The organism is Streptomyces agglomeratus, from assembly GCF_001746415.1.
In the GTDB taxonomy this organism is placed as follows: domain Bacteria; phylum Actinomycetota; class Actinomycetes; order Streptomycetales; family Streptomycetaceae; genus Streptomyces; species Streptomyces agglomeratus.
The window spans coordinates 5,179,975-5,205,220 of sequence record NZ_MEHJ01000001.1 but is presented as its reverse complement, the minus strand read 5'-3'; the positions used below and the strand labels follow the sequence as shown (position 1 = coordinate 5,205,220).

General features: G+C 72.1%; 20 protein-coding genes. 12 read left to right on the top strand and 8 right to left on the bottom strand.

Going from position 1 to position 25,246, the window contains the following annotated elements; all coding sequences use genetic code 11:
• Nucleotides 1-134: 134 nt before the first annotated feature.
• Nucleotides 135-2,714: an aminopeptidase N gene (gene pepN, locus AS594_RS22640; RefSeq protein ID WP_069928734.1), complete on the top strand. Its 2,580-nt coding sequence runs from the start codon at nt 135-137 to the stop codon at nt 2,712-2,714.
• A 134-nt stretch (nt 2,715-2,848) separates the two neighbouring features.
• On the opposite strand, the gene alc is transcribed toward pepN, so the two are convergent.
• The 4 genes from alc to AS594_RS22620 all read right to left on the bottom strand — a co-directional run bounded on the left by alc (nt 2,849) and on the right by AS594_RS22620 (nt 7,056).
• A complete protein-coding gene (gene alc, locus AS594_RS22635; RefSeq protein ID WP_069928733.1) occupies nt 2,849-3,991 on the bottom strand; it encodes an allantoicase in 1,143 nt (380 codons plus the stop codon).
• Nucleotides 3,992-4,138: 147 nt separating this feature from the next.
• Nucleotides 4,139-5,047 carry a LysR family transcriptional regulator gene (locus AS594_RS22630; RefSeq protein ID WP_069928732.1) on the bottom strand — a complete coding sequence of 303 codons (909 nt, stop codon included), beginning with the start codon at nt 5,045-5,047 and terminating at the stop codon, nt 4,139-4,141.
• 53 nt (nt 5,048-5,100) lie between these two features.
• Nucleotides 5,101-6,024: a DMT family transporter gene (locus AS594_RS22625; protein ID WP_069930708.1), complete on the bottom strand. Its 924-nt coding sequence runs from the start codon at nt 6,022-6,024 to the stop codon at nt 5,101-5,103.
• 78 nt (nt 6,025-6,102) lie between these two features.
• Nucleotides 6,103-7,056, bottom strand: a complete 954-nt coding sequence (locus tag AS594_RS22620) for an EamA family transporter (RefSeq protein ID WP_069935320.1) — start codon at nt 7,054-7,056, stop codon at nt 6,103-6,105.
• Between the two features lie 115 nt (nt 7,057-7,171).
• Between AS594_RS22620 and AS594_RS22615 the strand changes: the two genes are divergently transcribed.
• Complete coding sequence (locus AS594_RS22615) at nt 7,172-7,696, top strand: MarR family winged helix-turn-helix transcriptional regulator (RefSeq protein WP_069928730.1); 525 nt, start codon at nt 7,172-7,174, stop codon at nt 7,694-7,696.
• A gap of 130 nt (nt 7,697-7,826) precedes the next feature.
• On the opposite strand, the gene AS594_RS22610 is transcribed toward AS594_RS22615, so the two are convergent.
• From AS594_RS22610 to AS594_RS22600, 3 genes are read right to left on the bottom strand one after another with little or no spacing between them, the layout of a single operon-like run.
• Nucleotides 7,827-8,057, bottom strand: a complete 231-nt coding sequence (locus tag AS594_RS22610) for a hypothetical protein (protein ID WP_069928729.1) — start codon at nt 8,055-8,057, stop codon at nt 7,827-7,829.
• A gap of 20 nt (nt 8,058-8,077) precedes the next feature.
• Nucleotides 8,078-10,249 carry a 4-alpha-glucanotransferase gene (malQ, locus tag AS594_RS22605; protein WP_069935319.1) on the bottom strand — a complete coding sequence of 724 codons (2,172 nt, stop codon included), beginning with the start codon at nt 10,247-10,249 and terminating at the stop codon, nt 8,078-8,080.
• Entirely contained in the window at nt 10,250-10,510 is a 261-nt protein-coding gene (locus tag AS594_RS22600; RefSeq protein ID WP_069928727.1) for a hypothetical protein, read from the bottom strand. It lies immediately after the preceding gene.
• Nucleotides 10,511-10,698: 188 nt separating this feature from the next.
• Between AS594_RS22600 and AS594_RS22595 the strand changes: the two genes are divergently transcribed.
• Complete coding sequence (locus AS594_RS22595) at nt 10,699-13,677, top strand: glycoside hydrolase family 84 protein (RefSeq protein WP_069928726.1); 2,979 nt, start codon at nt 10,699-10,701, stop codon at nt 13,675-13,677.
• A gap of 116 nt (nt 13,678-13,793) precedes the next feature.
• Here AS594_RS22595 and AS594_RS22590 read toward each other — a convergent pair whose 3' ends face one another.
• Nucleotides 13,794-14,330, bottom strand: coding sequence for an HNH endonuclease (locus AS594_RS22590; protein ID WP_028814500.1), 537 nt, complete (start codon nt 14,328-14,330; stop codon nt 13,794-13,796).
• A gap of 240 nt (nt 14,331-14,570) precedes the next feature.
• Between AS594_RS22590 and AS594_RS22585 the strand changes: the two genes are divergently transcribed.
• The 9 genes from AS594_RS22585 (at nt 14,571) to AS594_RS22545 (ending at nt 25,245) form a co-directional block, all read left to right on the top strand.
• Nucleotides 14,571-15,638: a mechanosensitive ion channel family protein gene (locus AS594_RS22585; RefSeq protein WP_069928725.1), complete on the top strand. Its 1,068-nt coding sequence runs from the start codon at nt 14,571-14,573 to the stop codon at nt 15,636-15,638.
• Nucleotides 15,639-15,835: 197 nt separating this feature from the next.
• A complete protein-coding gene (locus AS594_RS22580; RefSeq protein ID WP_069928724.1) occupies nt 15,836-17,056 on the top strand; it encodes an ROK family transcriptional regulator in 1,221 nt (406 codons plus the stop codon).
• Between the two features lie 64 nt (nt 17,057-17,120).
• Nucleotides 17,121-18,500 (top strand): ABC transporter substrate-binding protein, encoded by a 1,380-nt coding sequence (locus tag AS594_RS22575; protein ID WP_079144461.1) that lies wholly within the window; start codon nt 17,121-17,123, stop codon nt 18,498-18,500.
• A gap of 7 nt (nt 18,501-18,507) precedes the next feature.
• Nucleotides 18,508-19,482 (top strand): carbohydrate ABC transporter permease, encoded by a 975-nt coding sequence (locus tag AS594_RS22570; protein ID WP_069928723.1) that lies wholly within the window; start codon nt 18,508-18,510, stop codon nt 19,480-19,482.
• A gap of 5 nt (nt 19,483-19,487) precedes the next feature.
• Nucleotides 19,488-20,387 carry a carbohydrate ABC transporter permease gene (locus tag AS594_RS22565; RefSeq protein ID WP_069935318.1) on the top strand — a complete coding sequence of 300 codons (900 nt, stop codon included), beginning with the start codon at nt 19,488-19,490 and terminating at the stop codon, nt 20,385-20,387.
• A 17-nt stretch (nt 20,388-20,404) separates the two neighbouring features.
• Nucleotides 20,405-21,670 (top strand): 6-phospho-beta-glucosidase, encoded by a 1,266-nt coding sequence (locus AS594_RS22560; RefSeq protein ID WP_069930706.1) that lies wholly within the window; start codon nt 20,405-20,407, stop codon nt 21,668-21,670.
• Nucleotides 21,661-22,641 carry an N-acetylglucosamine kinase gene (locus tag AS594_RS22555; RefSeq protein ID WP_069928721.1) on the top strand — a complete coding sequence of 327 codons (981 nt, stop codon included), beginning with the start codon at nt 21,661-21,663 and terminating at the stop codon, nt 22,639-22,641. Before AS594_RS22560 ends, AS594_RS22555 begins: the two co-directional genes overlap by 10 nt.
• Nucleotides 22,642-22,858: 217 nt before the next feature.
• Nucleotides 22,859-24,205 carry a hypothetical protein gene (locus tag AS594_RS22550; protein WP_420877821.1) on the top strand — a complete coding sequence of 449 codons (1,347 nt, stop codon included), beginning with the start codon at nt 22,859-22,861 and terminating at the stop codon, nt 24,203-24,205.
• Nucleotides 24,206-24,225: 20 nt separating this feature from the next.
• Nucleotides 24,226-25,245: a glutamate ABC transporter substrate-binding protein gene (locus AS594_RS22545; RefSeq protein WP_420877820.1), complete on the top strand. Its 1,020-nt coding sequence runs from the start codon at nt 24,226-24,228 to the stop codon at nt 25,243-25,245.
• Nucleotide 25,246 lies beyond the last annotated feature (1 nt).

The following is a 25,246-nucleotide window of genomic DNA, read 5'->3' as shown; positions in this document are numbered from 1 at the left end:
CTTCGGCACCCTCGCGGCGGCGCACCGGCGGTCTTCGGACCTCGCACTCTGTCAGCTGCAAGCTGACTCAGCAGTCATTACAGGAGCGGCGTGGAAGGATGGCGAAAAACGACCCACCTTGAGGAGATGACCGGGTGCCTGGCACGAATCTGACCCGCGAAGAGGCCCAGCAGCGGGCGAGCCTGCTCACTGTTGACGCGTACGAGATCGAGCTCGACCTGAGCGGCGCCCAGGAGGGCGGCACGTACAGGTCCGTGACGACCGTGCGCTTCGAGTCCGCGAAGGCCGGGGCCGAGACCTTCATCGACCTGGTGGCGCCGGCGGTGCACCAGGTCGTGCTCAACGGGAAGTCGCTCGACGTCGCCGCCGTCTTCCGGGACTCGCGCATCGCCCTCAAGCACCTCGAAGCCGGCCGGAACGAGCTGAAGGTGGTGGCCGACTGCGCGTACACGAACACGGGTGAGGGCCTGCACCGCTTCGTCGACCCGGTCGACCAGCAGGCGTACCTCTACACCCAGTTCGAGGTGCCGGACGCCCGGCGTGTCTTCGCGTCGTTCGAGCAGCCGGACCTGAAGGCGACGTTCCAGTTCACCGTGAAGGCGCCGTCCGGCTGGACGGTGATCTCGAACTCTCCGACGCCCGAGGCGCCGCAGGACGACGTGTGGGTCTTCGAGCCGACGCCGCGCATCTCGACGTACATCACCGCGCTGATCGTCGGTCCGTACCACTCCGTCCACAGCTCGTACGAGAACGCGAACGGCCAGAGCGTGCCGCTGGGCATCTACTGCCGTCCGTCGCTCGCCGAGTTCCTGGACGCGGACGACATCTTCGACGTCACGCGGCAGGGCTTCGACTGGTTCCAGGAGAAGTTCGACTACGCGTACCCCTTCGCGAAGTACGACCAGCTCTTCGTGCCGGAGTTCAACGCGGGCGCGATGGAGAACGCGGGCGCGGTGACCATCCGCGACCAGTACATCTTCCGCTCGCGGACGACGGACGCGGCGTACGAGCGGCGCGCCGAGACCATCCTGCACGAGCTGGCGCACATGTGGTTCGGCGACCTGGTCACCATGGAGTGGTGGAACGACCTGTGGCTGAACGAGTCGTTCGCGACGTACACGTCGGTCGCCTGCCAGGCGCACGCGGAGGGCTCGAAGTGGCCGCACGCGTGGACGACGTTCGCGAACTCGGAGAAGACCTGGGCCTACCGCCAGGACCAGCTGCCCTCCACGCACCCGATCATGGCCGAGATCCGTGACCTGGACGACGTGCTGGTCAACTTCGACGGCATCACGTACGCGAAGGGCGCCTCCGTCCTGAAGCAGCTCGTCGCGTACGTCGGCCAGGACGAGTTCTTCAAGGGCGTGCAGGCGTACTTCAAGGCGCACGCGTTCGGGAACACGCGCCTGCCGGACCTGCTCGGCGCGCTGGAGAAGACGTCCGGCCGCGACCTCAAGACGTGGTCGAAGGCGTGGCTGGAGACGGCCGGCATCAACATTCTCCGCCCGGAGATCGCGACGGACGCGGACGGCAACATCACGTCGTTCGCGGTGCGGCAGGAGGCCCCGGCGCTCCCGGCGGGCGCGAAGGGCACCTCCACCCTGCGTCCGCACCGGATCGCGGTCGGCTGCTACGACCTGGACGGCGCGGGCAAGCTGGTCCGTACGAACCGGATCGAGATGGACGTGGACGCGGCCGAGCTGACCGAGGTCCCCTTCCCGGCGGGCACGCCCCGCCCGGCGGTGATCCTCCTCAACGACGACGACCTGAGTTACGCGAAGGTGCGTCTGGACGCGGACTCGCTGGCCATGGTCACGGCCCACATCGGTGACTTCGCCGAGTCCCTGCCGCGCGCGCTGTGCTGGTCGGCGGCGTGGGACATGACGCGCGACGGCGAGCTCGCCACCCGCGACTACCTGGCGCTGGTGCTCTCGGGCATCGGCAAGGAGTCGGACATCGGCGTCGTCCAGTCCCTGCACCGCCAGGCGAAGCTGGCGGTGGAGCTCTACGCGGCGCCGCAGTGGCGCGAGACGGGTCTGGCGCGGTGGACGGCGGCGACGCTGGAGCACCTGCGCGCGGCCGAGCCGGGCAGCGACCACCAGGTGGCGTGGGCGCGGGCGTTCGCCGCGACGGCCCGTACCGACGAGCAGCTGGACCTGCTCCAGGGTCTGCTGGACGGTACGGAGGCGGTGGACGGCCTGGCCGTCGACACCGAGATGCGCTGGGCGTTCGTCGGGCGTCTCGCGGCCACGGGCCGGGCGGACGAGAAGGTGATCGCGGCGGAGCTGGAGCGCGACCGGACGTCGGCGGGCGAGCTGCACGCCGCGTCGGCGCGGGCGGCGCGGCCGACGGCCGAGGCCAAGGCGGAGGCGTGGGCGTCGGTGATCGATTCCGACAACCTCCCGAACTCCACCCAGGAGGCGCTGATCGGCGGCTTCGTCCAGACCGACCAGCGTGAGCTGCTGGCGCCGTACACGGAGAAGTACTTCGCGGCGGTCAAGGGCATCTGGGAGTCGCGCAGCCACGAGATGGCGCAGCAGATCGCGGTCGGCCTGTACCCGGCGGTCCAGGTCTCCCGGGCCACGCTGGACGCGACGGACGCCTGGCTGGCCTCGGCGGACCCGACCCCGGCTCTGCGCCGCCTGGTCCTGGAGTCCCGCTCGGGCATCGAACGCGCCCTGAAGGCCCAGGCAGCGGACGCGGCGGCAGCGTAACTGCCGCCCCGCTCCGGCGCATACGGGAGGGCGCCCCCGCCAACGCGGGAGCGCCCTCTCGTGCACCGGTTGAAACCGCCCGACGGCCGGGCGCTGTGCCGCTGCCGTCCGCCGGGCGGGGTCTACGGCCGGAACTACTGGCCGGCCACGTCCTCGAACCGCGCCCGCAGCTCCGCCGCCCCCTGCTCGGTGAGCGCCCCGTGCAGCCGCATCCGGGCGACGCCGCCGTCGGGGAACGCGTCGAGGCGGACGTGGGTCGCCACGGCCTGCGCTGGGAGCTTGAAGCGGTGCAGCGTGTCGGGCTGGAGTTTGGTGCGCGGGATGATCTCGAACCACTCACCGCTCTCGCCGTTGCGCCCGCTCAGCGCGATCCAGCCGGCCGAGTTCCCCTTGAGGTACGCCGTGTCGATCTCGACGGCACGGATCGCGCCCTGCGCGACGAGGCGGAACCGCACCCAGTCGTTGGTGTCGCGGACACGGCGGCGCCGGTTCTCCCAGCCGTCGTCCATCTTCCGCGAGGTCCCCGGCAGGATGATCTGCGTCGGCGACGAGTAGAACTTGTCGGAAGCGTCTTCGTACACACCCCCGTTGAGTACGGAGACGAGGTCGACGGTGCCGAGCAGGTCGAGCCACTCGGGGTCGGGCACGACTTCGCCGTGCACGCGGAGGCGGGCCACGCCGCCGTCGGGGTGCTGGCAGAGCCGGATGTGCGTGTAGCGGCGCCCGCTGCTGATCTCGAACCCGTTGGCGGCGTGTCCGCGCACGGGCGTCACCGGAACGATCTCCTCCCACTTCACGTCAGCCGCGAGCAGCCGCTCGGGGCTGGGCGAACCCTCCACGGCGGTGGCCTGAATGCTCACGCGCTGCGGGTAGTTGCCGCGGAAGTGGGCGGTGTCGACGACGATGCCGCGGATGACGCCGGGCGCGCCGAGACGGACGATGGCCCAGTCGTGGTCGTCGGGCGCCGGAAAGGGCTGCGCCCCGTCGGCGCCGCGCCGTCGGCGGGTCTCCCAGCCGTCCATGATCTTGCCCTTGTGCCCGAAGTGCTCCGGGTCGAAGACGGCACGCTCGCGGACGAGGAGGTTCTCGCGCTCGGCGAAGAACTCGTCGTTGGCGGCGACGACCCCGGCTCCCAGGCGCCGGTCGGCCAGGTCGACGAGCTCGGTGAAGGGGAAGTCCCCACCCCGGTAGTCGGCGTACGGGTCGCCTCCCCCGTAGGGAGCGGCGTCGTTGGCGTGCGGATCTCCGGCTTGCGCGGCAGTGGTGGTCGTCGTCATGCGTCGACTGTCACATCAGCGGAACGGTCAGGTCCATCGAAAGTTTCTGGACAGGCTTTGAAGCAAAAACGAATGGTTACCGGGGAAGGGGCGTGTGCGCCCGACAGCGGTCGCCGCAAGCCCACAGCCGCCGGCGGCCGCCCCCGCTCACACCGGCCGCGCGGTCGCCACCTCGCGCAGGGCCGAGAGCACGCGGGCCACCGCCGGCCCCGCCTCCGCGCCCCGGCGTACCGCCGCCACGACGTGGCGCTGGGGCTGGTCCGCGCTCAGGACCCGCATCACCACGCCCGTACGCCGCTCCGCCGCCGCCATGCGCGGCACCAGCGCCACGCCCATCCCCGCCTCGACCATGGCCAGGATCGCCGTCCAGCCGGCGGCGCTGTGCGCCTGTTCCGGTACGAAGCCCGCCGCCTCGCACGCGTGGCGGGTGATCTCCGACCACGGCCCGCTCCCGCCGAAGATCCACGGCTCGCCCGAAAGGTCCGCCAGCCTCAGCCCCGGCGCCGCCGCCAGCGGGTGTCCCGCCGGGAGCGCCACGTCCATCGGGTCCGCCAGCAGCGGGACGCGGGCCAGCTGGAGGTCCCGGGCGGTCGGGGCGTGCGCCGCGAGTGACAGCGCCAGGTCCACCGCCCCGCCCGCCAGCAGCTCGTACGCCTCCGCCGCCTCCGCCTCCCGCACGCGCACCTCCAGCGCGGGATGCGTCGCACGCAGGCGCTGCACCGCCGGTACGACCAGCGCGGGCACGGCGGTCGAGAACGCCCCGACCCGCACCTCCCCCGCCTCGCCGCGCACGTAGCCCGTCAACTCGGCGTCGGCCTGCTCCAGTTGGGCGAACACCACCTCGGCGTGCCGCAGCACCAAGTGGGCGGCGTCCGTCAGCCGCACCCGCCGCCCGTGCGCCTCCAGCAGGGGTACGCCGAGCTGTTTGCCGAGGTTCGACAGTTGCTGCGAAACGGCCGACGGCGTCATCAGCAGCGCCTCGGCCGTCGCGGTCACGGTCCCCCTGTCCCGCAGGGTCCGCAGGATCCGCAGCTTCTTGATGTCCCACTCGATCATGGGACGGAATGTATCCCGGCACCCTTCCCGGCCGGAGGCGGAAAGCCCTCCCGTCACCGCCCCCGTCCCGCCCCCAGCATCACTCCGCCGAGGATCAGCACCATGCACACGATCTGCGTCGGGCCCGTCGTCTCACCCAGCAGGGCGAAGGACAGCAGCACCACGCACACCGGCTGGAGGTAGTAGACGACGCCCGCCCTCGCCGCACCGATCAGCGCGATCGCCTTGTTCCAGGCGAAGAAGGCGACCGCCGACGAGAAGACACCCACGTACACCAGCGGTCCGACCGTTCCCGCCGTCGGCTCGAAGCCGCCCTGGAGCGCGAGGCTGACGGCGTACGCCGGCAAAAGCATCAGCGCGCCGAGCACGAACGTAGCGAACAGAAAGGCCGGTCCGCCGATCCCGGCCGGCTTGCGGCGCAGCAGCGCGCTGTACGAGGCGAAGCAGACCGCCGCCGCCAGCATCCACAGGTCCCCGGCGGCGAAGTCCATGGCGAGCGAGCCCTTGCCGACCAGAAGGAGTACCCCGGCGCAGGCCACCAGCATCCCGGTGGTGCGGCGGGCGCCGAGCCGGGCGCCGCCCAGACGTTCGTACAGGGCCATCAGGACCGGCGAGGCGGCCATGATCATGCCCATGTTGCCGGCCGACGTGGAGAGCCCGGCCTGGTTGACGAGGGTGTTGTAGACGCTCACACCGAGGAGCGAGGCCAGAGTGACGAAGCCCAGATGACGTCGGAGCAGGGCCCGTTGACGCCACGCCTCACGCGCCGCGAACGGCGCCACCGCGACGATGGCCACGATCCAGCGCCAGAAGGCGGCCTGGACCGGCGGGACGGAGTCGTGCAGGGCGCGGGAGGCGACGAAGCTGCCGGACCAGACGACCGTCGCGACGGCGGCGAGGACGAGACCGAGGGCCGCGGCCCTCTCCGCGTTCGCGGCGCCGCCGGGGGAGCCGCCGGGGCCCTCTCCTCGGGCCACCGGCTCGTTGCTGCTGCGGACGCGGTCCCGGACTGCCACTGAACATCCCTTCCACCTGGACGAACTCGGTTACGGGACCTACCGTCGCACCGCACTATCCATCAGGTCCATCGAATCTTTTCGATCAATTCGTTCAGTTTTACTGAACTTTTGGTCGCCGGTGTCACCGCCGGACCCCCTCCGCGACCCCCTCATCTGACCCAGCAGCGTCGCCCCGAACGCGATCGCCATCCCCAGCAGCTGCACGGGCGTCAGCGCCTCCCCCAGCGCCGCCCACCCGATGACCGCCGCCGTCAGCGGGGACAGCGGGCCGAGGAAGGTCACCGACGTCGCGGTGAGCCGGCCGATGCCCCGGAACCACAGCCAGTACGCGACCGCCGTGTTCACCAGCGCCAGGTAGAGGTATCCGGCGACGGCCCGCCCGTCCAGCACCGGCGGAGCGCCCTCCACCAGGAACGCGACCGGCGCGATGAGCAGCCCGCCCGCGGTCAGCTGCCAGCCGGTCATGACCAGCGGGCCCACGCCCTCGGGGCGGCCCCAGCGCTTGGTCAGTACGGTGCCGGCCGCCATCGAGGCGGACGACGCCAGCGCCGCCAGCACTCCGATCGTGTCCAGCTCGGCGGTCGCGCGCAGCACCACCAGGCTCACGCCGAGCGCCGCCGCGATCCCGGTCAACAGCGTGCGTACCGTGGGCTTCTCGCTCAGCAGCAGCACCGCGAGGCCGGCCACCCACAGCGGCCCGAGCGACCCGAACACCGCCGCCATCCCTCCTGGCAGCCGGTACGCGGAGAGGAAGAGCAGCGGGAAGAACGCCCCGATGTTCAGCGCCCCGAGCGCCACGGCCTTCCCCCACCAGACGCCGCGCGGCAGCGTCCTGGCGACGGCCAGCAGCACGAGCCCGGCGGGCAGAGCGCGCATCAGTCCGGTGAACAGCGGCCGGTCCGGCGGCAGGAACTCGGTGGTGACGGCGTACGTCGAGCCCCACGAAACGGGGGCGAGCGCGGTGAGAGCGATTGTCCCGGCACGGTTCATGACTGCTCGGCCCCCGAAGCCAGAAGGTAGGTTGGTAGAAAGTAGCTTACTCGTAAGCTACTTTCCGTCAAGCAACTTTCTTGCGGCCGAGCGGAGGTCTCCGGATACTGCGGGCATGACGACCAAGGCGACCAAGGCGACCCAGACCCCCAAGGACCCCGTCGACGCCATCACCGCCCAGTGGGCCGAGGTACGCCCCGACCTCGACACCGCCCCGATGGCCGTCTTCGGCCGCGTCTACCGCATCGCGCGCGCCATGGGCGACCGCATCGAGAAGGCGTACGGCCGGTTCGGGATCTCCCGGGGCGAGTTCGACGTCCTCGCGACGCTGCGCCGCTCCGGTGAGCCGTACACCCTCTCACCGCGCCAGCTCTCCGCGACGCTGATGCTCACCACCGGCGGGATGACGGGCCGGCTCGACAAGCTGGAGCGGGCCGGGCTGCTCAGCCGCAGCCCCGATCCGCACGACCGGCGGGGGCTGCGGGTCACGCTCTCCGAGCGCGGCCTGGCGATCGTCGACGAGGCCGTGGCGGCGGGCCTGGAGATCCAGCACGAGGCGCTCGCGGGGCTCGGCGACGAGCAGGTGGAGCAGCTCCAGGGGCTGCTGCGGCAACTGCTGGCCGGATCGACCCGGCCCTAGAACCCGGCCCTGGAACCCGGCCCGGAAGCGGCCCCTGGAACCCGGCTCCGGAAAACGCGAGGGCGTCCTCGTCCGTACGCGTGGTCGCGTACGGACGAGGACGCCCTCCAAGACGTGTCGGCGCGTGGCGTCAGACCTGCTTCTTGGACTTGTCCAGCACCATGACGAGACCCGTGATCACCAGGAACAGCGCGATCGGGGCCACGACGTACAGGCCGAGCGTCTCGGCCACACTCAGGCCGGGACCGGGGTCGTCACCGTCGTCGCGCGTGAGCGCGAGCGCGGGGGACGACATGAGCAGCATCATCAGCGTCGTACCGGCCGCGACGGCGCCGGCGCGCAGGGCGTTCTTCTTGTCCACGGTGCAAACGTAGCGAACGCCTAGGAGAGCCGCGCGCCCGGGGGTGCCGTACGCGTCCGGAAGGCTGCGACCAGGTCGTGCAGGCGGGGGGATGCGGCCAGTTCCTCCAGGGTTACGGGGCGCCCCTCGGCGTCGGCCACGGGCAGGCGCCAGTTGGGGTACTGGTCCCAGGTGCCCGGAAGATTCTGCGGCCGGCGGTCGCCGACGGCGTCCGGCAGCCAGATGCCGGCCATCCGGGCGGGGGTGCGCAGCAGGAAGCGGTACACGGCGCGGATCTCGCCCTCCTCGTCGCCCGCGCCTTCCGGCAGCAACCCGAGCCGGGCCAGGTACGACAGCCAGTCGGCCACCTCCACGGCCGCCTCCGCCCGCTCCTCCTCCAGCGGGCGCGTGAGCAGCCCGAGCCGGTGGCGCAGCACCACGTGCTCGCCGGTGAGACGGGCGGCGGTGGACGGCAGATCGTGTGTGGTGGCCGTGGCCAGGCAGTTCTCGCGCCAGCTCTCCGGGGGCAGCGGTTCGCCCGTACCGGCCCAGTCGCGCTCGAACCACAGCACGGACGTGCCGGACACGCCGCGCTCGGCGAGCGCGTCCCGGACGCCGGGTTCCACCGTGCCCAGGTCCTCCCCTATGACGCTCGCGCCCGCCAGGTGTGCCTCCAGGGCGAGTACGGCGAGCATCGCTTCCGCGTCGTAGCGGACGTACGTCCCCTCCGTGGGCTCCCGGCCCTCCGGGATCCACCAGAGCCGGAACAGCCCCATGACGTGGTCGATGCGCAGGGCGCCCGCGTTGCGCAGGAGGCCCCGCAGCAGGCCCCGGAAGGGGGCGTACCCGCCGGCGGCCAGGACGTCGGGGCGCCACGGGGGCAGGCCCCAGTCCTGGCCGAGCGCGTTGAAGGCGTCCGGCGGGGCGCCGACGGACATGCCCCGGGCGTACGCGTCCTGCTGGGCCCAGGCGTCCGCGCCGCCCGGGTGCACGCCGACGGCCAGGTCGTGGACGATGCCGACGGGCATGCCGGCCTCGCGGGCGGCGCTCTGCGCGGCGGCCAGCTGGGTGTCGGTGAGCCAGGCCAGCCAGCCGTGCAGGTCGACGCGGTCGTACAGCTCGTCGCGGGCGCGCTCCACGGCGGCGGAGCGCGGATCGTCGCGCAGCTCGGCCGGCCAGGCGTGCCAGTCGGGCCCGTGCACCTCGGCCAGCGCGCACCAGGTGGCGTGGTCCTCCAGCACCGTGCCCTGCTCGGCCAGGAAGTCGCAGTACGCGGCGCGACGGCCGGGGCCGAGCGGTACGGACCGTACGAGCTCCAGGGCCTGCTTCTTCAGCTGCCACACCGCGTCGCGGTCGATCAGCTCGCCCTTGCGCAGAACACCGTCGCGCAGGGTGGCGGCTCGGTCGAGCAGGTCGTCGATACGGGCCCGGTCCGCCCGGGGTACGTGGGCGTACTCCGGCACGTCCTCGACCCGCAGGTGCACGGGGTCGGGGAAGCGGCGGGAGGACGGGCGGTACGGCGACGGGTCGGTGGGCGTACCGGGGACGGCCGCGTGCAGCGGGTTGATCTGCACGAATCCGACGCCCAGGGAGCGCCCGGACCAGGCCGCGAGCTCGGCGAGGTCGCCGAGGTCGCCCATGCCCCAGGAGCGCCGGGAGAGCAGGGAGTAGAGCTGGACCATGAACCCGAAGGTGCGGCCGGGAGCCTGCGGGACGCGGGCGGGCGCGACGACGAGCGTGGCCGAGTCCTCGCGGCCCTCCGGAGTCCGCACGCCCAGCCGGTGCACGCCCAGCGGAAGTTCCGCCCAGCCCTCGCGCGGGGCGGGAGGCGGCGGCGCCGCGCCGGCCTGGGGCGCTGCCCCGGGGGTCGGGTCGTCCGGCGGCGGCCCGGCGGGCAGCGCCTCCCACTCCACCGCCGGCCCCTGCTCCGTCTCGACGCGCAGCCGTGTGCCCGGAGGCAGGCCGGCGACGGCGGGCGGCGGCTCGGGGCCGCTCGGGCCCGTCCAGGACACCAGCGTGGCGGGCAGCAGACGGCGGGCGGCGGTCTCGTGCGCTTCGAGGGCCGTACGCACCGCGTCGGGCGTGCGCGCGTCGACGCCGAGGGCGGCCAGAACGGCCACCACCGTGTCGTCGGGGACCTGGAGCGTGCGGTGCGCCGAAGGCTGGTAGGACGTGGCGACGCCGTGAAGGGCCGCAAGCCGGGCAAGGCCCATCTAGACCCCCGTGGGCTCCATGCCCGATGCCGTGCCGTGGGCGGTCGGTTCGCTGGTCAGGGGGGCGGCGTCGGCCATCGGCGGCTCACTGGTGAGCGGGGCGGCGTCTGCCATGGGGGGTTCGCTGGTCAGCGGCGGCTCGGAGGTGAGCAGCGGCTCCGCGAAGCCCGCGTCGTCGAAGGGGAACGCGTCGTCGAGCTGGGCACGGGGGGCGGGCACGGGTTTGGACAGGGCTGAGAGGAGAAGCTGTGCAGCGGCCACAGGGGCCTCCCTACGGTGGGGCTAAGTGGACACAGCAGCCCTACCCAAAGGACACGGCCGCAGACGTATACGTTCCATCAACGTGTCCCGCGTCACACCCGCTTCCCTGTATGAAAATTGACACCCGGCCGGACGGGTGGTGGGCTCGGGGCCCACAGGGGAAGACTGACGCGACTGAGGAGACGGCCGTGCAGTTGGGGCGCAAGAGGGGCGCGAGGGGTACGGGCGCTGTCGCGGTCGCGGTGATCGGTGGGCTGCTCGGCGGTTCGCACGGAGCGGTCGCGGCCCCCTCCGATCCCGACCCGGGCGCCCCCGCCGCCACGAAGCCGGACAACGCGAGCGACGCGGCGCTGCCCGCCGTCTGGCCCCGGCCGCAGTCGATACGGGCGGCCGGGCAGCCGGTGCCGGTGGGCGCGGAAGCGGTGCTCGTCGCCGAGGCGGGCACGGACCCGTACGCCCTGGAGGCCCTCGGGGACGTGCTGCGCGACGCGGGCGTGCAGACGCTGTACACCGTGCGGCCCGACGAGCCGCTGCCCGCACGCGGCCTTGTCGTACGGGCCGGAGGCACCGGCGCGAGCGACGCGCTGCGCGCCCTGCGCGCGCCCGAACGCGCCGATCTGCCGTCCGGGGGCTACCGGATAGCCGTCGGCAGTGTCGACGGGCGGGACACGGTCGCGCTCGACGGGGTCGGCGAGGACGGCCTGTTCCACGCGGCGCAGACCCTGCGGCAGCTGGTGACGGATGACCGGGGGAAGCGGATCGCGGGCGCCCTGGTCCGCGACTGGCCGGGGACGGCCGTACGCGGTATGACCGAGGGGTTCTACGGGCAGCCGTGGACGCGCGAACAGCGTCTCGACCAGGTCGACTTCATGGCCCGTACGAAGCAGAACCGGTACCTCTACGCCCCCGGTGACGACCCGTACCGCCAGGCCCGCTGGCGCGACCCGTACCCGGCGGACCGGCGCGCGGACTTCCGGGCGCTCGCCGAGCGGGCCCGCAGCAGTCATGTGACGCTCGGCTGGGCCGTGGCGCCGGGGCAGGCGATGTGCATGTCGTCCGACGGTGACATCAGGGCGCTGAACCGCAAGTTCGACGCGATGTGGGCGCTCGGGGTCCGCTCCTTCCAGCTCCAGTTCCAGGACGTCAGCTACAGCGAGTGGCACTGCGAGGCGGACGCGGACACCTTCGGCTCGGGCCCGGAGGCGGCGGCGAAGGCCCACGCGCGGGTGGCCAACGCGGTGGCGCGGCACCTCGCGGAACGGCACCCGGGGTCCGAGCCGCTGTCGGTGATGCCGACGGAGTTCTACCAGGAGGGCGACACCGAGTACCGGCAGGCGCTCGCCGCCGAGCTGGACGGCGGGGTGCAGGTCGCGTGGACGGGCGTCGGCGTCGTACCGAAGACGATCACCGGGCGCGAACTCGCCGGGGCGCGCGCGGCGTTCGCGCATCCGCTGGTCACCATGGACAACTACCCGGTCAACGACTACGCCCAGGACCGCATCTTCCTCGGCCCCTACACGGGCCGCGACCCCGCCGTCGCCGGCGGCTCCGCCGCCCTCCTCGCCAACGCGATGGAGCAGGCGTCCGCCTCCCGCATCCCGCTGTTCACGGCCGCCGACTACGCCTGGAACCCCCGTGGTTACCAGCCGCAGGAGTCCTGGCAGGCCGCGATGGACGACCTGGCGGGCGCCGACCCGGCGGCCCGCGAGGCGATGCGCGCCCTGGCGGGCAACGACGCGTCGTCCGTACTGGGCGGCGAGGAGTCGGCGTACCTCCGGCCGCTCATCGACGGTTTCTGGGCGACGCGGGCGTCCGCCGACGGGCGGGTGCGGGACGCGGCGGCGCGGAAGCTGCGCGACGCGTTCACGGTGATGCGCGAGGCCCCGTCACGGCTCCGGGGCCCGGCGGGCGGCGCCTTCGACGCCGAGGTACGGCCGTGGACCGAGCAACTGTCGCGGTACGGGAGGGCGGGCGAGCTGTCCGTCGACCTGCTCCAGGCGCAGGCGCGCGGCGACGGCACGGCCGCTTGGCGCGCGTCGCTCGACCTGGACGCGCTGCGGGGCTCGCTGGAGGCGAGCCGGGTCACCGTCGGCAAGGGTGTGCTCGACCCGTTCCTGACGAAGGCCGTCGAGGCGGCGGACGCCTGGACCGGCGCGGACCGCGAGGCGGGCAGCGTCTCGCAGGACGCCGGTTCGTACACCGTACGGCTGGACAGGGCGCGCCCGGTCGAGGCGCTGACCGCCATGACCGAGCCGGGTACGGGTGAGGGCGCGGCCGTCGAGGCACTGGTGCCGGGCGAGGGCTGGCGGCGCGTCGGCACGCTGTCCGGCAGCGGGTGGACGCAGACGGACGCGGAGGGTGCGCGGGTGGACGCCGTACGCCTGACCTGGGACGCGGACAGTGGCGGCGGCGCTCCCGTCGTGCACCGGCTGGTGCCCTGGTTCGGGGACGAGCCGCGGGCGGGGCTGCGTCTTGAGCGCAGCGAGACGGACGCGGAGATCGGCGGCAGCCGGCCGGAGCGCGTCACGGTGCGGCTGACCGGGCAGCGCCCCGGCGAGGTGCGGGGCCGGCTGACGGCCGAGGCGCCGAAGGGCATCGAGGTGCGGGCGCCCAGGGCGACGACGGTGCCGCGCGGCGCGTCGACCGCGGTCCCGCTCGATGTCCGGGTCGGCAAGGCGGTGCGGGCGGGCGAGTACCGGGTGCCGGTGTCCTTCGACGGACAGGACAGTGTGCTCACGGTGCGGGCGTTCCCGCGCACGGACGGGCCCGATCTCGTCCGGGGCGCGGGCGTGCTGGTGTCGTCGTCCGGCGACGAGACCGCCGACTTCCCGGCGCCGCACGCCGCCGACGGCGACCCCGCGACCCGGTGGACCTCGCCGATAGGCCCCTCGGCGTGGTGGCAGGCGGAGTTCGCGGAGCCGGTGCGGCTCGGGCAGGTCGTACTGCACTGGCAGGAGGCGTACGCGAAGAGGTACCGCGTCCAGGTGTCGCAGGACGGCCGCACGTGGCGCACGGCCGCGACGGTCCGGGAAGGGCGGGGCGGGCGCGAGGCGGTCCGGATGGACGCGAAGGACGCGCGGTTCGTGCGGGTGCAGTGCGACGAGCGGGCGCTGCCGTTCGGCTACTCGCTGTTCGGGGTCGAGGCATACGCGGTGGCGGCGGACTAGCCCCGGCGCGGGTGGCTGCCGGGGCTCCGTCCCGGCCCCCGCTCCTCGAAGGGGGACGGGCTCCGAGGGAGCCCGTCCGGCGATCGAGGACACATCCCGAGGGGGTCCGCCGGATCTCAGGCCGAGATGCCGTCGATCCGGGCCAGCGCGTCGTCCGCGCCGAACGGCTGCAAGTACGGCAGCCAGCGCGGGTCCCGGTGGCCGGTCCCGATGATGCGCCAGGCCAGCCCGGACGGCGGCGCCGGCTGGTGGCGCAGGCGCCAGCCGAGCTCCATGAGGTGCCGGTCGGCCTTGACGTGGTTGCAGCGGCGGCACGCGGCCACCACGTTCTCCCAGGCGTGCTGTCCGCCCCGGCTGCGCGGGACCACGTGGTCGACGCTGGTTGCGACGCCACCGCAGTACATGCAGCGCCCGCCGTCCCTGGCGAAGAGCGCACGGCGGGTGAGTGGAACGGGCCCCCGGTAGGGGACCCGCACGAACCGTTTCAGCCGCACGACGCTGGGTGCGGGGACAGCGCGGGTCGCGCTGTGCATGAAGGCGCCGGATTCCTCGAGGCAGAGAGCCTTGTTCTCCAGGACGAGGACGAGCGCGCGGCGGAGCGGTACGACGCCGAGCGGCTCGTACGACGCGTTGAGGACCAGGACATGCGGCACGGATGCCTCCTATAACGCCGGCGGCGCGTGGCTCGCGCCGGGACGATCTGCTCTCAGTCTCCCCTCATGCCTGGTCGAAACGCCACCACGTCCGGGTAACGGGCTCGGAGTGTTTTCGACCACACCGTCTTCATGCCCTGGTGAGTCTTGTCTCTCCCTCGAACACCGCGCCGGACCATGCGGGATGCCCCGTTAGTGTGGTTGGTCTGTTGTCGTCCCACCCCGCCTGGAGGTCCCGCCGTGCTCTGGTCCGTCCTGTCGGCCGTTGATCCGTCGCCCGAGCCCGTCACTCTCGACGAGGCGGCGCAGCAGGCGAACGACGCCGCGAGCTGGGTCGAGCAGAACTGGTCCACCTGGCTGAGCGTCGGCCTGCGCATCCTCCTGATCGTCGTGATAGCCGCCGTACTGCGTACGGTCATCCGCCGCTCGCTGACCAAGCTGATAGCCCGGATGAACCGCAGCGCCCAGGCGGTCGAGGGCACCGCGCTCGGCGGCCTTCTGGTCAACGCCGAGCGGCGCCGCCAGCGCTCGGAGGCGATCGGGTCGGTCCTGCGCTCCGTCGCGTCGTTCCTGATCCTGGGTACGGGCGCCCTGATGGTGCTCGGCGCGCTCAACATCAATCTGGCGCCGCTCCTCGCCTCGGCGGGTGTCGCGGGTGTGGCGCTCGGTTTCGGCGCCCGCAACCTGGTCACCGACTTCCTCTCCGGCGTCTTCATGATCCTTGAGGACCAGTACGGCGTCGGGGACAGCATCGACGCGGGTGTGGCGTCCGGCGAGGTCATAGAGGTCGGCCTGCGCGTGACGAAGCTGCGCGGTGAGAGCGGCGAGATCTGGTACGTCCGCAACGGCGAGATCAAGCGCATCGGCAACCTGTCCCAGGGCTGGGCCACGGCCGGGGTCGACGTACAGGTACGTCCGACGGAGGACCTGGACCGGGTGCGCGAGGTCATCGTGGAGACCGCCGAGGAACTCGCGAAGAGCGAACCCTGGAACGAGCTGCTGTGGGGCCCGGTGGAGGTCCTCGGCCTGGACTCGGTGCTGCTCGACTCGATGGTCGTGCGGGTCTCGGCGAAGACGATGCCGGGCAAGGCCCTCAGGGTCGAGCGGGAACTGCGCTGGCGCATCAAGCAGGCGTTCGACCGGGCCGGCATAAGGATCGTCGGCGGTCCGGCCCTGCTCGGCGACGAGGCCGCTCCGGGCGACCCGACGGCCGGCATGTCGGCGCCGTCCGCACTGGCCAGCCCGACGTCCCCGCAGTCCCTCGCGGCGTCCCCCATCCCGCCGCCCACCCCGAATCTGCACAAGTAGCCCGTACGACGGACCGCGCCCCCGCAGGTAACGCTTCGGTTGCCGCGGGGGCGCTGTGCGTGGACGCCCTTGACGGCCGGCTGACGGGCCCTTACTTTCGTCCCAACTCAACAGGAAACTTTCCTAACAGTGACCCGGCCCTGGCGCTCGGGAGATACTGACTGGCCGAGTGGGAGCCGAAAGGTGGGTGCATCGCCATGGCCGGGACACCGGGCACACCGGGCACGCCGGGCACGCCGAGCGTGCTGCGGGCCATGAACGACCGTGCCGCCCTCGACCTGCTGCTGGAGCACGGCCCGCTCTCCCGTACGAGGATCGGCAAGCTCACCGGGCTGTCCAAGCCCACGGCCTCCCAGTTGCTCGTCCGCCTGGAGAGCGCCGGTCTCGTGGTCGCCACCGGCACGACGGAGGGGCGCCCCGGGCCGAACGCCCAGCTCTACGCCGTCAATCCGCGCGCCGCGCACGTCGCCGGCCTCGACGTCACGCCGGAGCGCATCCGCGCCGCCGTGGCCGACATCACCGGCGGCACCACCGGCGAGTTCGAACTGCCGACCCCGGGCCGCCGCGCCGAGTCCGTCGTGCACCGGGTCACCGAGGCGCTCGACGGCGCCGTGAAGGCCGCCGGGCTCGTACGGTCCGACGTGCACCGGGTCGTCATCGCCACCCCGGGCGCCTTCGACCCCGGCACCGGGCGCCTGCGGTATGCCTCCCACCTCCCCGGCTGGCACTCGCCCACCCTGCTCGACGACCTGGCGGCAGCGCTGCCCATGCCCGTCGAGTACGAGAACGACGTGAACCTCGCCGCCGTGGCCGAGCAGCGGCTGGGCGCGGCCCGGGGACACCAGGACTTCGTACTGCTGTGGAACCACGGCGGGCTCGGCGCCGCGCTGGTGATCGGCGGCCGGCTGCACCGCGGCTGGACCGGCGGCGCCGGAGAGGTCGGGTTCATGCCGGTGCCGGGCACTCCGCTCGTGCGCCGGGTGACCAAGGCCAACTCCGGCGGCTTCCAGGAGCTGGCCGGCGGCCAGGCCGTGCCCCGGCTGGCCCGGGAGCTGGGCATCGCGGTCCCGCCCGGCGATACGTACATCGACGAGGCCGTCGCGCTGCTCGGCGAGGCGTCGCGGGCCACCGACGGTCCGTACCGGCAACTCCTCCACGCCTTCGCGACCGGGCTGGCGACCGGTCTCGCCTCCATGGTCGCCCTCCTCGACCCGGAACTCATCGTGCTGTCCGGCGGGGTGCTCGTCGCCGGCGGCGAACCGCTGCGCGCCCTGGTCCAGGCCGAGCTGGCCGAGCTGGCAGCTCCCCGGCCGCGGCTCGTCGTCGGTTCCGTACAGGAGGACCCCGTGCTGTGCGGCGCGTTGCAGAGCGCCCTCGCCATCACGCGCGACGAGGTCTTCGACACCACCTCCCGCTAGCCCTCCCCCACTTCTCCGGTCCTGCCTTCCCGCTGTCCCCTCACCCGTCTCTGGGAGCTTCGCCATGCGCAAAAACAGCCGTACCAGCGGAACCAGCCGTACCAGCCGGCTCACCCGCGACCGACGCCTCGTCACCCCGGCCGTCGCCGTCGCCGCGCTGTCCGTACTCGCCACCGCGTGCACGGGCCAGTCCCGGTCCCAAGCGACCGACGACCCGAACGCGAAGACCAGGATCACGTTCTGGCACGGCTGGAGCGCCCCTGCCGAGGTGAAGGCGATCCGGGAGAACGTCGACCGCTTCGAGGCCCGGCACAGGAACATCAAGGTGGACGTCGTCGGCAACATCAACGACGACAAGCTCAACCAGGCGCTGCGGGCGGGCGGTTCGAAGGGCCCGGACGTCGTGTCGTCCTTCACCACGTCGAACGTCGGGAAGTTCTGCTCGTCGGGCGCCTTCGCCGACCTGGGGCCCTTCATCGAGAAGTCGAAGCTGGACCTGGAGAAGACCTTCCCGAAGGTGACGCTGGAGTACACACAGTTCGAGGGCAAGCGGTGCGCGATGCCGCTGCTGGCCGACGCGTACGGCCTCTACTACAACAAGGACGCCTTCGAGAAGGCCGGCATAAAGACGCCGCCGAAGACCATGTCCGAGCTGCGGGCGACCGCGAAGAAGCTGACGAAGACCAGGGGTGACAGCTACGAGCAGCTCGGCTTCATGCCGAACTACCACGGCTACGAGACGACCGTCGAGCACTACATGGGCAGCTGGGACCAGACGTACTTCGACGCGGAGGGCAGGTCCAACATAGCCAGGGACCCGGCGTTCGCCGCCATGTTCACGCAGCAGAAGAAACTGGTCGACGAGCTGGGCGGTTTCCGGAAGCTGGAGAAGTACCGCGGCACGTTCGGGGACGAGTGGGGCGCCAAGCACCCCTTCCACACCGGTCAGGTCGCGATGCAGCTCGACGGCGAGTGGCGGCTCGGCATGGCCGAGGACGCCAAGGTGCCGTTCGAGATCGGTGTGGCGCCGATGCCCGTCGCCGACGACGAGGCCGGCAGTTACGGCAAGGGCTTCCTGTCGGGCACGGTCATGGGCATCGCCCCGCAGAGCAACAAGCAGAACGCGGCCTGGGAGCTGGTCAAGTTCATGACCACCGACACGGAGGCCGTCGTGCAGTTCGCCAACGCGATCCGCAACGTGCCGTCCACCTTCGCCGCGCTGAAGTCGCCGGACCTCGAGCTCGACCCGCGCTTCAAGACGTTCCTGGACATCGCGCGGCACCCGAAGTCCAGTACCCCGGCGGGGGCGGTGAACGGCGCGACGTACCTCCTGACGCTCCAGGAGTTCGGCTACCAGTACGAGAAGGGCGCGGTGAAGGACCTGAAGGCCGGTCTGGAGAAGACCGCCGCGCAGATCGACACCGACATCGCGAAGGCGAAGTAGCCGCCCGATGAGTACGACCACCCATCCCCTGCGCCCGGAGCGCCGCAGGCCGCCGACGCCGGCGGCGAAGCGCCGGAAGGCGGCACTGCGGACGGCGGCCTTCATGTCGCCGTGGCTGATCGGCTTCAGCGTGTTCTTCGCGTATCCGCTGCTGTCGACCGTCTATTTCTCCTTCATGGACTACGACGGCTTCGCGGCCCCCGCCTTCAACGGGCTGGACAACTGGACGTATGTCTTCCGCGACTACCCGATGTTCTGGCCCGCGATGGGCAACACCCTGTGGCTGGTACTGGTCCTGGTCACCTGCCGGGTCGTCTTCGGGCTGGGCACCGGCCTGCTGATCACGAAGATCAAGACGGGTACGGGGATCTTCCGCACCCTCTTCTACCTGCCGTTCCTGGCGCCGCCCGTCGCCGCGACGCTCGCCTTCGTCTTCCTCCTCAACCCGGGTACGGGGCCGGTCAACTCGGTCCTCGGGGACCTGGGACTGCCGGCCCCCGGCTGGTTCAACGACCCGTCCTGGTCGAAGCCGGCGCTCACCGTGCTCGCCGTGTGGGGCATCGGGGACCTGATGGTGATCTTCATGGCCGCCCTGCTCGACGTACCGAAGGAGCAGTACGAGGCGGCGGAACTGGACGGTGCGTCCGCGTTCCAGCGCTTCCGCTTCGTCACGCTGCCGAACATCTCGCCGATCGTGATGTTCGCCGTCGTCACCGGCGTGATCCAGACCATGCAGCACTACACGCAGCCGCTGGTGGCCGGGAAGGTCGCCTCCGGCGTCATCGGCGGCTCGGGCCAGCAGTTCGAGCCCGGCTATCCCGACAAGTCGACCCTGACGCTTCCCCAGCTCGTCCACAACCTCGGCTTCCAGCGCTTCGACTACGGGGCGGCGTGCGTGGTCTCCCTCGTGCTCTTCGCCCTGGCCATGGCCTTCACCGCGCTGCTGATGCGGCGCGGCGGCATCCTCCGGGCAGGTGAGTGACCGCCATGACGCAACTCCTCGACACACCGGTGGAATCGGCGGCGACCGCCTCCCCCGCACCCGCCGGGCGCACTGCGCACCGCAGGGCGCTGCTGCACTGGATCGCCGTCCACGCGCTGGGGATCGCGGCCGCGCTCTTCTTCGTGCTGCCGTTCGTGTTCGTCGTACTGACGTCCCTGATGAACGACCAGCAGGCGCTGACCCGCGATCTCACGCCCAACACCTGGGAGTGGGGCAACTACGTCAGGGTCTTCGAGACGCCGGGCTTCCTGACCTGGTGGAAGAACACCCTGCTGTACGCCGGCCTCGGCACCGTGCTGACGGTGGCCTCGTCGATACCGGTGGCGTACGCACTCGCCAAGTTCCGCTTCCGGGGCCGCAAGCTGTCCCTGATGCTGGTCGTCTCCATGATGATGCTGCCGCCACAGGTGATCATCATCCCGATGTACCTGTTCTGGGCGAAGCAGCTCGATCTGTCCGGCACGCTGTGGCCGCTCATCGTCCCGATGGCGTTCGGTGACGCCTTCTCGATCTTCCTGCTGCGCCAGTTCCTGGTGACGATTCCGGACGAGTACCTGGACGCGGCGAAGGTCGACGGCTGCGGCGAGTTCCGCACGCTGATCCGGGTCGTCCTGCCGATGGCGAAGCCGGGCATAGCGGCCGTTGCCCTGTTCCAGTTCTTCTACGCCTGGAACGACTACTTCGGACCGCAGATCTACGCCTCCGAGAACCCGGCCGCCTGGACGCTGTCGTGCGGACTCGAATCCTTCAAGGGCGCGCACCACACCGACTGGAACCTGACCATGGCCGCGACCGTACTGGTCATGGCCCCTGTGATCGCCGTCTTCTTCTTCGCCCAGAAGGCGTTCGTCGAAGGCGTCACACTGACCGGAGTAAAGGGCTGATGACGACGGTGAACGGCATGAAACTCGCGGTGGTGGGCGGCGGGTCCACCTACACCCCCGAACTGATCGACGGATTCGCCCGGCTGCGGGACACCCTGCCGATCGCGGAACTCGTCCTGGTCGACCCGGCCGCCGACCGCCTCCGCCTGGTGGGCGGACTCGCCCGCCGGATCTTCGCCAAGCAGGGCCACCCCGGCCGCATCACGACCACCTCTGACCTGGACGCGGGCGTCGCGGACGCCGACGCGGTGCTGCTCCAGCTCCGGGTCGGCGGCCAGGCCGCGCGCGACCAGGACGAGACGTGGCCGCTGGAGTGCGGGTGCGTCGGGCAGGAGACGACGGGCGCGGGCGGTCTGGCGAAGGCGCTGCGTACGGTCCCGGTCGTCCTCGACATCGCCGAGCGGGTACGCCGCGCCAACCCGGACGCCTGGATCATCGACTTCACCAACCCGGTCGGCATCGTCACCCGGGCGCTGCTCCGGGCCGGCCACAAGGCGGTCGGCCTGTGCAACGTCGCGATCGGCTTCCAGCGGAAGTTCGCGAAGCTGCTGGAGGTGGCGCCCGCCGACGTACACCTGGACCACGTGGGCCTCAACCACCTCAGCTGGGAACTGGGGGTACGCCTCGGCGGGCCCGGGGGCGAGGACGTGCTGCCGAAGCTGCTCGCCGAGCACGGCGAGGCGATCGCCGGTGATCTGCGGCTGCCGCGCGCGGTGCTCGACCGGCTCGGTGTCGTCCCGTCCTACTACCTGCGCTATTTCTACGCGCACGACGAGGTCGTACGGGAGCTCGGCACGAAGCCGTCGCGGGCGGCGGAGGTGGCGAAGATGGAGGCGGAACTCCTTTCCCTGTACGGCGACCCGGCGCTGGACGAGAAGCCGGCGCTGCTCGCCCGGCGCGGCGGCGCGTTCTACTCGGAGGCGGCGGTGGACCTGGCGGCTGCCCTGCTGGGCGACGGCGGCAGCGCGGTGCAGGTCGTCAACACGTACAACAACGGCACGCTGCCGTTCCTGGCGGACGACGCGGTCATCGAGGTCCAGGCGCGGGTGGACCGCACTGGGGCCACGCCGCTGGCCGTGCCGGAGCTGGACCCGCTGTACGCGGGGCTCATCGCGAACGTGACGGCGTACGAGGACCTGGCGCTGGACGCGGCGCTGCGCGGCGGACGCGACCGCGTCTTCAGGGCGCTGCTCGCGCACCCGCTGATCGGCCAGTTCGAGTACGCCGAGGCGCTCACCGACCGGCTGGTCGCGCACAACCGGGAGCACCTGGCGTGGGCGTGAACGGGGCCTTGAGCACGGGCGTTGTCGCCATCGACGCGGGCAACAGCAAGACGGACGTGGCAGTGGTCGGGGCGGACGGTTCGGTCCTGGCCACGTCTCGCGGCGGAGGTTTCCAGCCGCCGGTGGTGGGGGTCGCGGCGGCGGTCGACGCGCTGGCCCGGACGGTCGGCCGGGCGCTGGCCGAGGCGGGGGTGACGGGCGCCGATCACGTCTCGGCGTGCCTCGCCAACGCCGACCTGCCGGTGGAGGAGGAGGAACTGGCGGCAGCGGTCCACGCGCGCGGGTGGGGGCGTACGACGGAGGTCCGCAACGACACCTTCGCGATCCTGCGGGCGGGGGTGGACGAGCCGCGCGGTGTCGCGGTGGTGTGCGGTGCCGGCATCAACTGCGTCGGCATGCTGCCGGACGGGCGCACCGCCCGCTTCCCCGCGATCGGCCGGCTGTCCGGCGACTGGGGCGGTGGCGGTGGTCTGGCGGACGAGGCGATCTGGTTCGCGGCGCGGGCGGAGGACGGCCGGGGCGAGCGCACGGAGCTGGCGCACGCGCTTCCGGCGCACTTCGGGCTGCCGTCGATGTACGCGCTGATCGAGGCGCTGCATCTGGGGCGGATCGCGCCGGCGCGGCGGCACGAACTCGCCCCGGTGCTCTTCGCGGTGGCCTCGGAGGGGGACCGGGTCGCCCGGTCGGTCGTGTACCGCCAGGCGGAGGAGGTCGTGGCGATGTCCACGGTGGCGCTCGGGCGTCTGGGGCTGCTCACGGAGGAGGCGCCGGTGCTGCTGGGCGGCAGTGTCCTGGCGGCCCGCCACCCGCTGCTGGACGACCGCGTCACGGCGCTGATGGCGGACCGCGCGCCGAAGGCGGTCCTGCGCGTGGTGACGGCGCCACCGGTCCTGGGCGCGGCCCTGCTCGGCCTGGACCGCACCGGGGCCCCGGCGGGGGCTCATGAGCGATTGCGCGCCCATTACGCGTGAGCGTCGCCGCGACCGCGGCCGGCAGGGGCCCGGCGGGGGAACCGGCGCGGTCCTCCCTGCGTATACATGAAGGGGAGTTCAGCACACGCCTTGATCGGCACAAGATCCAGTCAATCCTGGTGTGGATACCGGTCGCTGCGGCCATACTGCTTGCCGGGCACCGTCCCCCGTGCGAACGGAGCGACGGCAGACCGTCAATGACCGAGGGGGAGGTCACGTGGCACACCCGCCGAATGTGCGCGAGGCGCAACCGCCCACGCGCACCGCCTGGTCCGAGGGCGTGGACCGGCTGCGCGCCGGTGCCACGACCGAGCCCGGCCGGCTGCGCGTCATCGGCGCCCTCGTCGCCGCGCTCGTCGTCGCGTTCGGCGCGGTGACCGCCTGGGAGATCTCGGACCGGGCAGCGGCCGCCGACGACGTGGTCAGCCGCAGCCAGCCCCTGAGCGCCGACGCCGCGAACATCTACCGTTCCCTCGCCGACGCCGATTCCGCCGCCGCCAGCGGATTCCTCGCGGGCGCCCAGGAGCCGCAGGACGTGCGCGAGCGCTACGAGGACGACATCGCGACCGCTTCCGCGCTGCTCGTGAAGGCCGCCTCCAACACGGAGAGCACCAGCGCGTCCGGCCGCGAGATCACCACGCTCAACCGCCGCCTTCCCCAGTACACGGGCCTGATAGAACGCGCCCGTGCCAACAACCGCCTCGGCCTGCCCCTCGGCGGCGCCTATCTGCGGTACGCCAACGAGCGCATGACCACCGAACTGCTGCCCGCCGCGGAGCGGCTCTACAAGGCGGAGACGAGCAAGCTCGGGAGGGACTACGACGACGCCCGCGTCTGGCCGTTCGTCGGGCTCGGTCTCGGCGTCCTCGCGCTGGGCGGCCTCGGCTGGGCCCAGCGGCGCAATTTCCGGCGTACGAACCGGGTGTTCAACCACGGGCTGCTCGCCGCGAGCGTCGCCTCGGCCGTCGTCCTGCTGTGGCTCGGCGCGGGCCACGCCATGGCACGGGCCGAGCTGGAGGACGCCATGGCGCACGGCCAGGAGTCCCTCGAAGTGCTCAACGACGCGCGCATCAACTCGCTGAACGCGCGGGCGAACGAGAATCTCACGCTGGTCGCGCGCGGCGCCGTACTAGCCGAGGACGGTGAGCGCGACCTGTACGAGTCGCAGTACGCCGACGGCATGAAGGCCCTCGGACAGCGCCTCGCCCGGGCGAGCGCACTCGCCGACGACCCGCAGGGCAGCGGCCCCGTGACCGACGCGACCGCCAAGGCCGACGAGTGGCGCAAGCGGCACACCACCGCGCGCGCCACAGACGACGGTGGCGACTACGAAGGCGCCCTGGCGAAGATCATCGGTGACAAGGGCTCCACCGGGGAGTGCTTCAACGGCGTGGACGCGGCGCTGGAGAAGGCGCTCGCCCACGAGCAGGCGGAGTTCACCCGGGCGGCCGAGAGCGGTCGGGGGGCGCTCACCGGGCTGCCGCTCGGCGCCGCGATCCTGGCCGTGCTGGGCGCCGCCGGCGCCGTGCTCGGCATCGGCCGCAGGCTTTCGGAGTACAGGTGACACGGGCGGGAGGAGGCGCGGTGAGCGGAACGGGCAGCGGAGCCGGGGCCGGGCCCCGGACCGGCGTGGGCAGCAGGCTGCGCGGCTGGGGCGGCGTGGCCGGGATGGCCGCGGCCTGTGCGCTGACGGCCGCGGTGACCCTGCTGCCGCTGTCCCACGGTGCCGGGGACGGTCAGGGCGAGGCCGGGGGGCGGAGTGTGGCGCGCGCGGTGACCGCGCGGGCGGACACCTGCGAGGAACCGGAGCGCAGTCTGCGTCCGTCGACGGCGGACGGTCCCGCGATCGAGAAGATCAAGGCACGGGGCAAGCTGATCGCGGGCGTCGACCAGAACAGCTTCCGCTGGGGCTACCGCAATCCGGCCACCGGTGACCTCGAAGGCTTCGACATCGACCTGGTGCGCGCCGTGGCGAAGGACATCCTCGGCGACCCCGACAAGGTCATCTACCGCGCCATACCCACCAATCAGCGCGTCCTCGCCCTCCGGGAGGACAAGGTCGACGTCGTCGTCAGGACGATGACCGTCAACTGCTCGCGGATCAAGGACGTCGCGTTCTCGACGGCGTACTTCCAGGCGGGCCAGCAGGTGCTCGCCCCGAAGAAGTCGGCCGTCAAGGGGTACGACGCCTCGCTGGCCGGCCGGAAGGTCTGCACGGCGAAGGGCTCCACGGCGTACGACGCGCTGGCCGCGAAGTCGTTCGGCGCGAAGTTCGAGGGACTGACCGTGTCCAGCCAGCTGGACTGCCTGGTGCGGCTCCAGTTGGGCGAGGTCGACGCGGTGGTGACGGACAACGCCCTGGCGGCGGGCCAGGCGGCGCAGGACCCGGCGGTCGAGCTCAAGGGCGAACCGTTTACTCAGGAGTACTACGGCATCGCGGTGAAGCTCGGCAGCGACGACCTCGTACGCCGGCTGAACCACGTGCTCGACGACTACCGCGAGGGCGGCGACGACGGCCCGTGGATGAAGGCGTACGGCAAATGGCTGAAGGACGACCTGCCGGGCATAGAGAAGCCGCCGGAGCCGAAGTACCGGGACAATTGAG

What these genes read in the sequence shown, in the direction of transcription:
- alc (WP_069928733.1), bottom strand. Translation starts at nt 3,991, where the DNA reads ATGACGACGACCACCACTGCCGCGCAAGCCGGAGATCCGCACGCCAAC.
- AS594_RS22630 (WP_069928732.1), bottom strand. Translation starts at nt 5,047, where the DNA reads ATGATCGAGTGGGACATCAAGAAGCTGCGGATCCTGCGGACCCTGCGG.
- AS594_RS22620 (WP_069935320.1), bottom strand. Translation starts at nt 7,056, where the DNA reads ATGAACCGTGCCGGGACAATCGCTCTCACCGCGCTCGCCCCCGTTTCG.
- AS594_RS22615 (WP_069928730.1), top strand. Translation starts at nt 7,172, where the DNA reads ATGACGACCAAGGCGACCAAGGCGACCCAGACCCCCAAGGACCCCGTC.
- malQ (WP_069935319.1), bottom strand. Translation starts at nt 10,249, where the DNA reads ATGGGCCTTGCCCGGCTTGCGGCCCTTCACGGCGTCGCCACGTCCTAC.
- AS594_RS22580 (WP_069928724.1), top strand. Translation starts at nt 15,836, where the DNA reads ATGGCCGGGACACCGGGCACACCGGGCACGCCGGGCACGCCGAGCGTG.
- AS594_RS22575 (WP_079144461.1), top strand. Translation starts at nt 17,121, where the DNA reads ATGCGCAAAAACAGCCGTACCAGCGGAACCAGCCGTACCAGCCGGCTC.
- AS594_RS22570 (WP_069928723.1), top strand. Translation starts at nt 18,508, where the DNA reads ATGAGTACGACCACCCATCCCCTGCGCCCGGAGCGCCGCAGGCCGCCG.
- AS594_RS22565 (WP_069935318.1), top strand. Translation starts at nt 19,488, where the DNA reads ATGACGCAACTCCTCGACACACCGGTGGAATCGGCGGCGACCGCCTCC.
- AS594_RS22560 (WP_069930706.1), top strand. Translation starts at nt 20,405, where the DNA reads ATGAAACTCGCGGTGGTGGGCGGCGGGTCCACCTACACCCCCGAACTG.